Genomic DNA, 13,318 nt, shown 5'->3' on the forward strand with positions numbered 1-13,318 from the left:
CCCCCCCCCCCCCCCCCCCCCCCCCCCCCCCCCCCCCCCCCCCCCCCCCCCCCCCCCCCCCCCCCCCCCCCCCCCCCCCCCCCCCCCCCCCCCGCCGCCGAGGACCAGGACCGGCAGCTCGCCGTCCTCGCCCCCTCCGGCGCGGTCGCCGCCGACACCGGGCCGGGCTCCTTCCCGGTCAGCGGCCACCTGCTCGGCGAGGGCTGGAGCGTGCAGGGCAACATGCTCACCTCGCCGGAGGTGCTGCCGGCGATGGCGGAGGCGTACGAGGCCGCCCGCGGCGGCCTCGCCGACCGGCTGCTGGCCGCCCTGACCGCGGGCCAGGACGCCGGCGGGGACCTGCGCGGCCGGCAGTCCGCGGCGCTGCTCGTGGTCAGCGGGGAGCCGGCCACCGAGGAGGACGACGGCGTGCGGACGGACCTGCGCGTCGACGACTCCGGCGACCCGGTCGCGCAACTGCGGGTGCTGCGCAACCTGCAGCGCGCCTACGACGAGCGCGACTACGAGACCCTCGCCCTGTTCGCCCCCGAGGGCGCGCGCGAGCTCTACGCCGCGCTGGCCGCCTCCCGGCGGGGCGACCGCGCGGCGGCGCGGGCCGCGCTGGAGGCCGTCCGCGCCCGTCCCGGCTGGTCGGCGTGGCTGGCCTCGATGGCCGGCGACTCGCGGCTGGCCGCGGTCTCCCGCCTGCTCGGCTGAGCGGGCCGGTCAGCCGGTCCAGACGCCGAGGGCGACGGTGACCGCCCAGACGGCGCCGAGCAGCAGCAGCCCGCGGTCGCGCAGCACGACCTCCTCGGGCGCGCCGGTGCTGCCGCGGTCGACGTCGACGGCGTAGCGCAGCAGGGCCAGGACGAACGGCGCGACCGAGATCGTGGTCCACGGGATGCCGCTGTCACTGCGCATCTCGAACGCCCACAGGCCGTAGGTCGTGCAGGTGACGGCGGCCGACAGGCTCCACACGAACCGCAGGTAGCTCGCGGAGTACTCGCGCAGGCTGCGCCGGGTCTCCGCCTGCTCACCCAGCGCCAGGAGCTCGGCGTACCGCTTGCCCGCCACCATGAACAGCGCGCCGAACGCCGCGACGAGGATGAACCACTGCGAGAGCGCGACGCCGGCCGCCGCGCCCCCGGCCACGCCGCGCAGGACGAACCCGGAGGCGACGCAGGCCAGGTCGATCACCGGCTGGTCCTTGAGCGCCAGGCTGTAGGCCAGTGAGATGCAGACGTAGGTGGCCAGGACCGCGGTGAGCGCCGGCCGGGCCAGGACCGCCGCCGTCCCCAGGGACGCCGCCAGCAGGACACCGCCCGCGACGAGCGCGACCCGGACCGGCACCGCGCCGGAGGCCACCGGCCGGGTCCGCTTGCGCGGGTGGCGGCGGTCGGCGTCGACGTCGCGGACGTCGTTGAGCAGGTAGAGGCCGCTGGCCGCGACGCAGAACAGGGCGAAGGCCAGCAGGGTGGCGGCCAGGACGTCGGGCCGGACCACGGTGCCCGAGGCCAGCGGCGCGGCGAACACCAGCAGGTTCTTCACCCACTGCCGGGGCCGCATCGTGCGCCCCAGCCCGGCGAGGACCGTGCCCGCGGTGCGGCGCGCGGGGCGGGCCGGGGCGCCGCCGGTCACCCGGGGCAGGTCCGCCGCGACGTTCCCGGTGAACGCCGTGTGCACCGCACGGGGCCGGAGCTGCTGGTCCTCGACGTCCATGCGGCCTCCCCGGCGCTGCCGGAACGCACCGGACGGCCAGCGCGGGCTCGGCGGCCGTCCTCCGGGGCGGGACATGCTCCGGGAGCCTGGCCGGGAAACCCGCCCCGGACAATCCCCCGCGCGGTCCCGGGACGGAACGGTTCAGTCCGGGGCGGGGCCGGCCCAGCCGGGCCGGGTCACGCGGGAGCGCTCCAGGTCGTACGCGTCCCGGGCGTAGGGCACGTCGAAGCGCAGCACCTGCACCTGGCGGACCCCGGGTGTCCCGCGCAGCCGGACGCCGAGCTCGGTGACGGCGGAGGTGCGCTCGACCGGGGCGAACACGCCGCCGCGGAACACCTGCCAGGTGTTGTCGACCAGGCCGTCGGTGCTGCCGTCCGGCCGCCACACGATGCCGTAGGCGGCCGGCTCGGTGACGCCCGAGCGCACGACGGGCTGGCGCTGGCACGGGAAGAGGAACGAGATCTGCCAGGCCACGGCCACCGGCGCGTCCGCCGGGAGGAGCTCGGTCAGGGGCACCTGCGGCAGCACCGAGGGTCCGGTGAACGCCAGCCAGCCGCCCCGGCCGACGCTGCGGTCGTCGGCCACCAGGCGCACGAGGCCGGCGCCGGCGTCGCGGGCGCCGCGGGCGTCCAGGACGAAGGTCCGCCACCGCGGGGAGTCCAGGCCGTCGGCGAGGTCCTGGGTGCGCAGCACGCGTGGCGCCCCGCCGTCGCCGGCCGGCTCGGCGTACTCGACGCGCAGCCCGTTGGCGCCGACGAGGCGGCCGGCGGCCAGCACGGCCGCCTCCTCGTCGTCGGCGGGCTCGGGCAGCGGGAACCAGGGCGTGACCTGCCCGCCGGTGGTGTCCTCGCCCCCCGGCCCGGTGAGGCTGCCCCAGCTCCAGGTGGCGACCCCCTCCCCCGGCGGCGGCCCGGCGGCGAACCAGCCGCTCCCGGCGGCGAAGTCCGCGGGCCCCTCGGACACCGGCCCTCCGGGCACCGGCGCCAGCGGCCGGGCCGCGGCGACGTCGAGCACGTCGACGTCGCCGGCGGCGCCGCAGGAGCGGGCGAGCGGGTCGGTCAGCGCGGCGGCGCCCGGGGACCAGGTGTCCAGCGTGCGGAGGCCGGCCAGCGTGAAGCTCCCGACCAGGTACCCCACCGAGGTGAGCAGCAGGACCAGCGCGAGGGCCGGCACGGCCACCGCCCAGCCCGCCCCGGCGCGCCGCCCGAGACCCCGGACGGCGGCGAGCACGACCAGCGCCACGACCGCCCAGGTCAGCAGGTCGTCCAGCGCCACCGGGCCGACCGACGGCGGCTCGTCCGGGTTCGGCATCCCGGGGAGCCAGGTGTAGGGCCAGCTGTTCGGCCCGCGCATGGTCAGGGCGGCGACGACGACCCCCGAGCCCAGGGCGAGCGCCGGGACCGTCGGGGACACCGGACGGTCGCGGGTGACCGCCCGGACCAGGCCGGGCACCGCGACGAGGAACAGCGCGAGGAACAGCGGCCCGAGCCCGGACAGCGCGCCGAAGTGGTGCGTCCACTTGCTCGGGGTGAACCACAGCAGCAGCAGGGCCGCGCCGAGCGACCCGCCGGCCAGCAGCAGCGTGGGCGGGACCCGGACGTCGCGCGCCCGCGCGGCCACCGCCAGGACGAGGAACCACAGCAGCGCCACGATCCCGGCGAGCACCGCCGTCCGCCGGGCGTAGGAGCCCATCGGGATGGACTGGAACAGGAAGGCGTAGCGCTGCCACTCGTCGTACCAGGCGTCCTGCCGCTGGATGGACAGGAAGATCTCCTGGCCGCGGCGGAAGTCGTTGAGGGTGCCGTCGGCGAAGGCGGCGCAGACGGCGAACGCCCCGGGGGCGAGGACCAGCAGCGTCCGCCCCGCCGCCTCCGTGCGCCCGCGCCCGGCCGCCACCAGCCGGGCCAGCCGCGGCAGCGTGGCGACCAGCGGGGCGAGGGCGACGAAGCCGGTCGGGTGGCAGGCCACCGCCAGCCCCGCGGCCCCGAACGCGAGCCCCACCGGCAGCAGCCGGCCGGTGCGCAGCGCGGCGGCGACCGCCACCAGCGTGGCGAGCGCGAGCACGCCCACCACGGCCTCGGGCCGCACCCCGATGCCGTAGGGCAGCCACCAGGCGAGGAACGCGGCGGCCAGCAGCAGCCGCGCGGCGACCGGGCCCCAGGCGGACGCCGCGACCGCCGGCGGCAGCGCGCCGGCGCGGGCCACCAGCCGGCGCAGGAGGACCCAGGTCACCAGCCCGGTGACCAGCGACGGCAGGCGCAGCAGCGTCGGTGAGTCGCCCAGCTCCTGCCACCAGCCCAGCAGCCGGTAGAACCAGGTGAACGGCGTGAACGACTGGTTGAGCAGCTGGTAGTAGTTCCCGACGAACCCGGTCTCCTGGGCGTTGCGGGCCATCGCCGCGTAGTAGCCGTCGTCGTCGGACGTGGGCGCGATGAACAGCCACAGCAGCGCCGTCGCGACGACGGCGACGTCCACCACGCCCCCCGCCCACCGGGCGGCCCCCCGCGGACGGGCGGCGCGCGGCTCCGGTGCCCGGGGGCCGGACGGGGGGCCGCGGCGCCGGTCGGCCGCGGCGAGGGCGAGCAGCGCGACGAGCGCGGCGACCAGCACCAGCCCGGTGAGCGCCAGCTTCGCCGGCGTCGGCGTGGTGTCGAACTGGTCGTCCACGGTGAGCGAGACCCGCAGGTCGCCGTCCGGGAGGGCGGTCAGGCCGGTGGCGAGGACGTCCACGTCGGGCAGCACCGTCCCGCCGTCGGGCGGCGCGAGGCCGGCCACGCGGGTGCCGTCCCGCACCACGGTGAGGCCGTCCGCGTCCGCCGTCACCCGGTAGGTGCAGTCGCCGGCGGGGACCGGCTGGTCGAGCACCTCGGTGCCGCGGTCGACCACCCGGACCCGGCCGTCCGAGGAGGTGACCAGCAGGCCGTCGGTCCCGGCCGCGGGGTGCTCCGGCACGATCGTGGAGAACACGACCCCGCCGGGGACGTCCGCCGCGGCGCGGACCGCGGCGCAGCCGACGCGCAGGTCCAGGGCCAGCGGCTCCTGGTTGGTCAGCTCGAGCATCGTCGACTCCGGCCGCGCGGGGTCCTGCGGCCAGGTGACGGCGGGGGTGCTCATGCGGACGGGGGCCAGCGGCAGGAGCACCGCGCCGAGGACGGCGACCAGCGCGGCCAGGACCCCCAGGCGGGAGAGGCCCCGGGAGCGCGGCGGCGGGGGTGGTCCCGGGTCCGCCACCGGGCGCGGGCGCGCCTCCCCGACGACGTCCACACGCTCCCCCTGCTGATCGCTGTTGACCGGCTCCGGCCAGTGAACACCCCGAGCGGGTGCCGCGTCGCCCCCCACCAGGCGTTCCCGGCGCGCCCGGCACCCTCCGGAGCACTAGCGTCGGCCCGTGCCCCAGCGCGGCCGGGATCGGACACCGGCACCCCGCGGTGCGCGCCGCCTCGTCCCGTCGCTGAGCTGGGTGGCGCTGTGCGTCGTCGTCTCCGGCGTCCTGGTCTACGTCTACCTGGCGCTGGTGGCCCGCGCACTGCCCGCCGGGGAGTACGCCGGGTTCGGCGCGTACTGGTCGCTGTCCCTGCTGCTCGGCTTCGGCCTGTTCCTGCCGCTGGAGACCGAGATCGCCCGGCTGGTGCACCTGGGTCCCGGCCGCGGCCTGCCCCGCGGCACGCTGCGGGTGGCCGCCGTCCTGACCCTGGCCGGCCTCGTCGCCGTGGCGGCCGCGATCCCGCTGCTGCTGCCGACGCTGGGCTCGGCCGGCCTGGTCGTCGCGCTGGCGGCGGTCTGCCTGGTCTCCCCCGGACAGTTCGTGCTGCGCGGGCTGCTCGTTGGCACCGGCGGCTACCGCAGCTACGGCGTCGTGCTGCTGGCCGACGCCGTGCTGCGGGTGCTCGGCGCCACCGTCGTCGTCCTGCTCGCCGGTCCCGCGGGGCCGGCCGCCCTCGGGTGGACGCTGGTCGCCGCGCTGGCGCTGGCGCACCTGCCGCTGCTGGCGTGGCGGCTGCGGCGCCGCCCCCCGGCGCCGCCCGGCGTCCCGCGGCTGGCGCCCGGCGCCGTGGCACACCTGGTCGTCGGCACGGTCTGCGCCCAGACGCTGCTCAACGCCGCGCCGGTGCTGGTGACCGCCGGGACCGCCGGACGGACCGCGGCCGCGGCCTTCGTCGCGGCCTTCACCCTCGTGCGGCTGCCGCTGTTCGTGGCGGTGCCCCTGCAGGGTGCGCTGCTGCCGGCGCTGGTCGACGCCGGCTCGGGCCCCCCGCGGGCGCGGGCCCGGGTGGTGCGCCGGCTGCTCGCCGCGGTCGGCGCGCTGGCCGCGGCGGCCGCGGTCGTCGGGGCACTGGCCGGCCCGCCGGTGGTGGGGCTGGTGTTCGGCGAGCGCTACGAGCCCGCGGCCGCCGACGTCGCCGTCCTGGCCGCCGGCAGCGTCGTGCACCTGGCCCTGCTGGTGGCCGCGCAGGCCGTGGTGGCCGACGCGCGCCACCGCGACAGCGCGCTGGCCTGGGGAGCGGGGCTGGCCGCGGCGGCCGTCGTCGCGCTGGTGGTGCCCGGCACCGCGGGGGCGTCGTGGGCGTTCGCGGGCGGCTCGGCGGCGGCGCTGGCCTGGTGCGCGGTCGTGCTGACCCGCCGGGGCACGGGGGCCGCGCCGGTGCCGCCGGTCCCCGCGGGGTCGACGGGAGGAGCGCGGTGAGCGACCGGCTGGACCTGGTGGTGGCGCTGGACTACTACGCGCCCTACGTCAGCGGCCTCACCAACGTGGCGCGCGACGTCGCCGAGGGGCTCGCCGCGCGCGGGCACCGCGTCCGGGTGCTCACCAGCCGGCACGACCGGTCCCTGCCGGAGCGGGAGGTGCTGCGCGGGGTCGAGGTCGAGCGCGCGCCGGTCGTGGCGCGGCTGGGCAAGGGCGTGGTGAGCCCGGCGCTGGTGCGGCGGGTGCGCGCGGCGGGCCGGACCGCCGACGTGGTGGACCTGCACCTGCCCATGCCGGAGGCGGGCCTGCTCGCCGTCGGGACGCGGACGCCGCTGGTCAGCACCTACCACTGCGACGTCAGCCTGCCGCCGGGCGCGGTCAACCGGGCCCAGACGCTCGGCGTGGACCTCGCCAGCCGCGCCACGCTGCGGCGCAGCGCCCGCGTCGTGGTGTCCAGCGAGGACTACGCGCGGGCCAGCCGGCTGTGGCCGGCGATGGCCGGGCGCACCGCCGCGATCCCGCCGCCGTGCCGCGAGCGGCCGGCCGGGCGGCCGCGGTTCCGCGACGGCGACGGGCTGCACGTGGGGTTCCTCGGGCGGATCGTCGAGGAGAAGGGGCTGCAGTACCTGGTGCGCGCCTTCCTCGCCCTCGGGGACCCCGACGCGCGCCTGCTCATCGGCGGGGACTTCGCCGACGTCGCCGGCGGGTCGGTCGTCGAGGAGGTGCGGCGCGCGGCCGACGGCGACCCGCGGGTGCGGCTGCTCGGCTTCCTGCCCGAGGAGCAGATCGCCGACCTCTACGCCTCGATCGACGTGTTCGCCCTGCCGTCGGTGAACTCCTTCGAGGCGTTCGGCATCGTGCAGGTGGAGGCGATGATGGCCGGCGTCCCGGTGCTGGCCAGCGGCCTGCCCGGCGTCCGGACGCCGGTGCGGGAGACCGGGTTCGGCGTCGTGGCACCGCCGCGCGACGTGCCCGCGCTCACCGAGGGGCTCCGCCGGCTCGCGGCGGCGCCGCCGGACCGCGAGCGGGGCCGGGCCCGGGCGCGGGAGCGCTACGCCCTGGGCACCGTCCTCGACGCGTACGAGGAGCTGTTCGCCGAGGTCAGCGCGGGAGGTCCGGTACCTCGCGCCAGAAGGCGTCGAGCCGGCGGTTGAACTCCTCGGGCACCTCCTCGAACGGCGCGTGCGCCTGGCCCTCGATCAGCTCGAAGCGCGCTCCCGGGACGGCCTCGGCCACCGCGCGGCCGTAGTCCGGTGGGGCGATGGGGTCCGCGCTGCCGGTGAGGACCAGCGTCGGGACGGCGATCCGCGGCAGCCGGTCGAGGGTCGCGTGGTCCCAGAAGGCGTCGGCGAAGCGCTGGAAGGACTCGCTGGACTGCGGGTACGGGAAGGCCAGCGCGGCCTCGATCGTCCGGTCGACCCGCCCGTCCTCGTGGGCGCGGTGGGTGTAGGCCCAGGCGAAGAAGGCCTCGAGGAACGCCCGCTCGCTCGGCGCCCGCTCGGCCATCCAGAGCCAGGAGCCGACCACGTGGTGCCAGCGGACGTCGGGACGGCCCCAGGTGCCGACCAGCACGAGGCTGCGGACGGTGTCCGGGTGCCGCAGGGCGAGCTCCTGCGCGATCACGCCGCCCCCGGAGTAGCCGACGACGTGGGCGGGGCCGGCTCCGCACTCGAGCAGCACGCCGGCCGCGTCGTCGGCCAGGTCGGCCACCGTGTAGGCCAGGTCCGGGCGGGTCGAGCGGCCGACGTCGCGGTTGTCGAAGGCGATCAGCCGGTAGCGGTCGGACAGCCCGTCGAGCTGGGCCTGCCAGGCCTCGAGCGGGTCACCGCCGCCGTTGACGAGCAGGACCTCGGGCCCGCTCCCCCGCTGCTCGACCCACAGCCTGACGTCGCCCGCTCGCACCGCTGCGCCCATCGGTCCGGCCCTCCACTGCATGGGGCCGGACGGCTCCCGGCCCGGGCTGGGAGCTGCCATCGTCGCGCGCCGCGGGAGCCGGTGGGCGGGTCCCGTGCCCCGTGGCGGCGCGCCGTCACGGGGCGGGAGAGCCCTACCTCAGGAGGCTGCGGGCGATGACCATCCGCTGGATCTGGTTGGTGCCCTCGTAGATCTGGGTGATCTTGGCGTCGCGCATCATGCGCTCGACCGGGAAGTCCTGCGTGTAGCCGGCGCCGCCGAACAGCTGGACGGCGTCGGTGGTGACCTTCATGGCGACGTCGGAGGCGAAGGCCTTGGCCGCGGCGCACAGCCGGCCGAGGTCGGGGTCCACCTTGCCGCCGGAGTGGCCCGCCTCGCCGCGGGCAGCGGCGACGTAGACCAGGTGCCGGGCGGCCTCGATCTGCATGGCCATGTCGGCGAGCATGAACTGCACGCCCTGGAAGTCGCTGACGGCCTTGCCGAACTGCTTCCGCTCGCGGGTGTACTCGACGGCGGCGTCGAGGGCGCCCTGGGCGACGCCCACGGCCTGCGCGCCGATGGTCGGGCGGGTGAAGTCCAGCGTCCGCAGCGCGGTCTTGAAGCCGGTGCCGGGCTCGCCGATGACCCGGTCGGCCGGGATGGCGCAGTCGGTGAAGTAGAGCTCGCAGGTGGGCGAGCCCTTGATGCCCATCTTCCGCTCCTTGGGGCCCACCGCGAAGCCCGGGTCGTCGCGGTGGACGACGAAGGCGGAGATGCCGTTGGCGCGCTTCTCCGGGTCGGTGACGGCCATGACCGTGTACCACTCGGAGACGCCGGCGTTGGTGATCCAGGCCTTGGTGCCGTTGAGCACCCAGGTGTCGCCCTCGAGCCGGGCGCGGGTCTTCATCGAGGCGGCGTCGGAGCCGGCCTCCCGCTCGGAGAGGCCGTAGCTGATCATCGCCCGGCCCTCGGCGATCGACGGGAGCACCTTCCGCTTGAGGTCCTCCGAGGCCGACAGGATGACGGGCATCGACCCGAGCTTGTTGACCGCCGGGATGAGCGACGCCGAGACGTCGACCCGGGCGACCTCCTCGATGACGATGCAGGTGGCGATCGCGTCCGCGCCCTCGCCGCCGTACTGCTCCGGGATGTGCGTGGCGTGGAAGCCGGCCGCCGTCAGCGCCTTCTGCGCCTCGATCGGGAAGCGGGAGTTCGCGTCGACGTCCGCGGCGTGCGGGGCGATCTCGCGCTCGGCGATGTCGCGGACCGCGGCCCGGATCGCGTCGTGCTCCTCGGTCAGCTGGTACAGCCCGCTCGTACTCACGGGTAGATGCTAGGACGTCCCAGCAGATCCGCCGTCGCCGGTCAGCCGGGCCCGCAGCGCCGCGTCCCGCGCCACGACGGAGTCGGCCAGGTCGGCCTGGAACCGCTCGACAGCGGCCCGCAGCCCCGGGTCGCCCGCGGCGAGGATGCGCACCGCGAGCAGGCCGGCGTTGCGGCCGCCCCCGATGGACACCGTCGCGACCGGCACGCCCGCGGGCATCTGCACGATCGACAGCAGGCTGTCCAGGCCGTCGAGGCGGTCCAGCGGCCGCGGTACGCCGACCACCGGCAGCGGGGTGGCCGCGGCGAGCATCCCCGGCAGGTGCGCCGCTCCCCCGGCGCCGGCGACCAGCACCCGCAGCCCGCGCCCGGCGGCCGAGCCGGCGTAGTCGAGCATCCGCTGCGGAGTGCGGTGCGCGGACAGCACGTGCACCTCGTACGGGACGCCGAACTCCGCGAGCGCCTCCGCGGCCGGCTCCATGGTGGGCCAGTCCGAGTCGCTGCCCATGACGATCCCGACCAGCGGCTCGCTCACGTCAGTGCTCCTCGGGGAAGGCGAACGCGGGGTCGACCACGCCGTCGGCGAGGTAGCGGGCCGCGGCGACGGCGCGGGCGCGCACCTCCGCGAGGTCCTCCCCCAGCGCCGTCACGTGGCCGAGCTTGCGCCCGGGGCGCTGGCCCTTGCCGTACCAGTGCAGCTTGACGTCGGGCCAGTGCGCCATCAGGTGGTGGACGCGCTCGTCGAGGCCGGGCCCGTCCCAGCCGGGCTCCGACGCGCGGCCGCCGAGGACGTTGGCCATGACGACGGCGGGCGCGGCCATCGCCGTCGACCCCAGGGGGTAGTCGAGGACGGCGCGCAGGTGCTGCTCGAACTGGCTGGTGCGCGCGCCCTCGATCGTCCAGTGCCCGGAGTTGTGCGGGCGCATCGCCAGCTCGTTGACCAGCACGCCGTCGGGGGTCTGGAACAGCTCGACGGCCATGACGCCGACGACGCCGACCCGGTCGGCGACCCGCACGGCGAGCTCCTGCGCGGCCGTCGCGGTGTCCTCGTCGAGGTCCGGGGCCGGCGCGAGGACCTCGGTGTTGATGCCGTCGCGCTGCACGGTCTCCACCACCGGCCAGACGGCGACCTGCCCGAACGGCGAGCGGGCCACCAGCACCGCGAGCTCGCGGACCAGCGGCACCCGCTCCTCGACCAGCAGCCGGCCGTGCGCCTCGAGCAGGCCGGCGGCCTCCTCGGCCGCGCCGACGACGAACACGCCGCGGCCGTCGTAGCCGCCGCGCGGGGTCTTCACGACCACCGGCCAGCCCACCGACTCCGCGAGGTCGGTGATGCCCTGCAGGGTCTCGACCTCGGCCCACGCCGGCTGGGGCTCCCCGGCGGCGGCGAGGGCGCGGCGCAGGACGAGCTTGTCCTGGGCGTGCACGAGCGCGTCGGGGCCGGGGGCGACGCGGACGCCCTCGGCGGCCAGCGTCCGCAGGTGCTCGGTGGGCACGTGCTCGTGGTCGAAGGTGAGCACGGTGGCGCCGTCGGCCACGGCGCGCAGCGCGTCGAGGTCGCGGTGGTCGCCGATCCGGACGTCGGCGGCGACCAGCGCCGCGGACTCGTCGGGACCGGTGGACAGCACGCGCAGCGACTGGCCGAGCGCGATCGCGGCCTGGTGGGTCATCCGGGCGAGCTGGCCCCCGCCGACCATCGCGATGACGGGGAGCCCGGTCCGGGGGTCGGTCGGGGCGGGTGGCGGCGAGGCGGGATCGGGCGAGGCGGGATCGGGCGAGGCGGGATCGGAGGACATGGCAGGACGAGGCTAGCCGGGGCCGGCCGGCTCAGTTCCCGGCGAGGTCGAGCAGCGCCGCCCGGATGCGGGCGCCGACCAGGTCCGCGACCGCCTGGGTCGGGTGCACGCCGTCCTCGGAGGCGCCCGGGGCGAAGGTGCCCTCCCCGGTGTCGACGTCGGTCCACGGGTCCAGGTGCGCCCAGCCCTGCTCGCCGGCGAGCTCGACCAGCCGCGCGTCGAGCTCCTCCCGCCCCTCCGGGTCGACATCCAGCGGCGGGACGGCGACCAGGACGACCCGCTGCACGCCGGCGGTGGCCACGGCGTCGAGCAGGTTCTGCCGGGTCTCCTCCCACGGGACGGAGTGGAGCACGTCGTTGGTGCCGGCCAGGACGACCAGGACGTCGGCCTGCACCGGCCGGACGCCCGCGCTCATGTCCGCCGTGCGGGCACCGGGTACCGCCCAGCCGCCCCGGAACTCCAGCGGGGCGACGTCGGCCGCGCGCACCCACGAGTTCCGCCCGCGGACCTCGGTGCCCTCGACGGGGGCGTCCAGGCCGGCGGTGATCGAGTCCCCGACGACGGCGAACCCCAGGGTCTGCGTCGTCCCCTCCGGCGCGGTGCCCGCCTGGGGGGCCGGCGCGGTGGCGCTCGCCGACGGGGGAGCCTCGTGGGCGGCGCCGCAGCCGGCGGTCAGGAGGGCTGCGGCGAGCACCGCGGCCGCCCACCGGCGTCCCGGCCACCGGAGGGACGGGGACCCGAGGGAGCTGCGCACGATGCCCGAGTATCCCGTGTGTCCCGGCGTCCGCCGCGCCGCGACCCGTACCCTCGGGTCCGTGCTGGCCCCGGGACGTCGACGTCGCCGCGGCGCCCTCCTCCAGCGGCTGCGCGGCACCTGGCGGGTGCTGCTGCGGGAGCTGTCGGCGTTCGGCGTGGTGGGCGGGGTCTCGTTCGTCCTCGACCTCGCGCTGTTCCAGTATCTGTACGCGCACGCCGGTGCCGGCGCGGTGGTGGCGAAGCTGGTGTCCACCACGGTGTCGACGTCGGTGGCGTTCGCCGGGCACCGCTGGTGGTCCTTCGCCGGCCGGGCGCGCACCGGGCTGCGCCGCGAGTACCTCGCCTTCGCCGTGGTCAACGCGGTGACGCTGCTGCTCGGGCTGGCGATCGTCTACGTGGTCCGGCACCCGCTCGGCCAGGAGAGCGCGCTGGTGCTGCAGGCCGCGAACGTCGTCTCCATCGCCGTCGGCACGGTGATCCGCTTCGTCAGCTACCGCACCTGGGTGTTCCCCGCCGCGCCGGCCCCGCGCGCGCCGGCGGGCCTGGCGACCGGCCGCCTGTCCCCCGCGGACCGGTAGCCGCGCCGCGGACCCGGCAGACTGGGGGCGTGCACGCACCGCTCCCCGCACCCGCCCGAGCGCAGCGCCGGGACCCCCGGCCGACGGCCCTCCCGGGAGGGGAGGCGTGACGGCGGTCGAGGCCCCGGAGTGGGAGGCCGCCGTCGGGCGGCTGGTCGCGGCGGCGGCGTCGGCGGAGCGGGCGGTGTCCCGGCTGGCGCGGGCGCTGTCCGGCATCGACCGGGTCGCCGCGCCCTACCTGCTCCCGCTGGAGCTCGACGCGCTGGTCCGCCTCATCCGCAACCTCATGCCGCTGCGCGTCCGGGACCGCCGGCTCAACGACGACGTCGTCGACTGGACCCACCAGGTGCGCAAGCTCTACGCGGTGCGCACGACCGTGGTGCACACGGTGTGGGAGCCGGCGCACGGCGAGCCCGGCATGCGGCCGGCGTGGTCGAACGCCGGCGTCGCCGAGCACCCGCTCACCGTCGCCGAGCTCACCCGGACCGTCGACCGGATCGCCACCCTGTGCGGCGACCCCCTCGACCGGCTGCTGCAGCGGATCGCCGAGGCCGCCCCGGCCCTGGCGGCGGCGGCCGAGCCGCGCTGAC

General features: G+C 77.5%; 12 protein-coding genes. 5 read left to right on the forward strand and 7 right to left on the reverse strand.

Annotated features, from left to right (window positions below):
* Nucleotides 1-696: DUF1028 domain-containing protein (locus tag ACI79Z_RS00005; protein ID WP_456901329.1), on the forward strand; the 696-nt coding region annotated here is incomplete at its 5' end.
* Between the two features lie 9 nt (nucleotides 697-705).
* Here the strand turns inward: ACI79Z_RS00005 and ACI79Z_RS00010 are convergent.
* Complete coding sequence (locus tag ACI79Z_RS00010) at nucleotides 706-1,698, reverse strand: decaprenyl-phosphate phosphoribosyltransferase (protein ID WP_387991393.1); 993 nt, start codon at nucleotides 1,696-1,698, stop codon at nucleotides 706-708.
* 141 nt (nucleotides 1,699-1,839) lie between these two features.
* Entirely contained in the window at nucleotides 1,840-4,962 is a 3,123-nt protein-coding gene (locus tag ACI79Z_RS00015) for an arabinosyltransferase domain-containing protein (RefSeq protein WP_456901330.1), read from the reverse strand.
* A 124-nt stretch (nucleotides 4,963-5,086) separates the two neighbouring features.
* Between ACI79Z_RS00015 and ACI79Z_RS00020 the strand changes: the two genes are divergently transcribed.
* Nucleotides 5,087-6,382 carry a hypothetical protein gene (locus tag ACI79Z_RS00020; protein WP_456901331.1) on the forward strand — a complete coding sequence of 432 codons (1,296 nt, stop codon included), beginning with the start codon at nucleotides 5,087-5,089 and terminating at the stop codon, nucleotides 6,380-6,382.
* The gene (locus ACI79Z_RS00025) at nucleotides 6,379-7,536 is read left to right on the forward strand and encodes a glycosyltransferase family 4 protein (protein WP_456901332.1); all 1,158 of its coding nucleotides are present in this window, start codon (nucleotides 6,379-6,381) and stop codon (nucleotides 7,534-7,536) included. Before ACI79Z_RS00020 ends, ACI79Z_RS00025 begins: the two co-directional genes overlap by 4 nt.
* Here the strand turns inward: ACI79Z_RS00025 and ACI79Z_RS00030 are convergent.
* The 5 genes from ACI79Z_RS00030 to ACI79Z_RS00050 all read right to left on the reverse strand — a co-directional run bounded on the left by ACI79Z_RS00030 (nucleotide 7,484) and on the right by ACI79Z_RS00050 (nucleotide 12,088).
* On the reverse strand, nucleotides 7,484-8,296 hold the full coding sequence (locus ACI79Z_RS00030; RefSeq protein WP_387991382.1) for an alpha/beta fold hydrolase: 813 nt from the start codon (nucleotides 8,294-8,296) through the stop codon (nucleotides 7,484-7,486). The genes ACI79Z_RS00025 and ACI79Z_RS00030 overlap by 53 nt on opposite strands.
* A gap of 133 nt (nucleotides 8,297-8,429) precedes the next feature.
* Nucleotides 8,430-9,599: an acyl-CoA dehydrogenase family protein gene (locus ACI79Z_RS00035; protein WP_456901333.1), complete on the reverse strand. Its 1,170-nt coding sequence runs from the start codon at nucleotides 9,597-9,599 to the stop codon at nucleotides 8,430-8,432.
* Nucleotides 9,600-9,608: 9 nt separating this feature from the next.
* Nucleotides 9,609-10,133, reverse strand: a complete 525-nt coding sequence (purE, locus tag ACI79Z_RS00040; RefSeq protein ID WP_456901334.1) for a 5-(carboxyamino)imidazole ribonucleotide mutase — start codon at nucleotides 10,131-10,133, stop codon at nucleotides 9,609-9,611.
* 1 nt (nucleotide 10,134) lies between these two features.
* Nucleotides 10,135-11,394 (reverse strand): 5-(carboxyamino)imidazole ribonucleotide synthase, encoded by a 1,260-nt coding sequence (locus ACI79Z_RS00045; RefSeq protein WP_456901335.1) that lies wholly within the window; start codon nucleotides 11,392-11,394, stop codon nucleotides 10,135-10,137.
* Between the two features lie 31 nt (nucleotides 11,395-11,425).
* Nucleotides 11,426-12,088: an SGNH/GDSL hydrolase family protein gene (locus tag ACI79Z_RS00050; protein WP_456901336.1), complete on the reverse strand. Its 663-nt coding sequence runs from the start codon at nucleotides 12,086-12,088 to the stop codon at nucleotides 11,426-11,428.
* 121 nt (nucleotides 12,089-12,209) lie between these two features.
* Here ACI79Z_RS00050 and ACI79Z_RS00055 point away from each other — a divergent pair, with 121 nt between their 5' ends.
* Complete coding sequence (locus ACI79Z_RS00055; protein ID WP_387991371.1) at nucleotides 12,210-12,728, forward strand: GtrA family protein; 519 nt, start codon at nucleotides 12,210-12,212, stop codon at nucleotides 12,726-12,728.
* A gap of 106 nt (nucleotides 12,729-12,834) precedes the next feature.
* A complete protein-coding gene (locus ACI79Z_RS00060; protein WP_456901337.1) occupies nucleotides 12,835-13,317 on the forward strand; it encodes a hypothetical protein in 483 nt (160 codons plus the stop codon).
* Nucleotide 13,318 lies beyond the last annotated feature (1 nt).

The sequence above is a fragment of the Geodermatophilus sp. SYSU D00663 genome, from assembly GCF_054050655.1.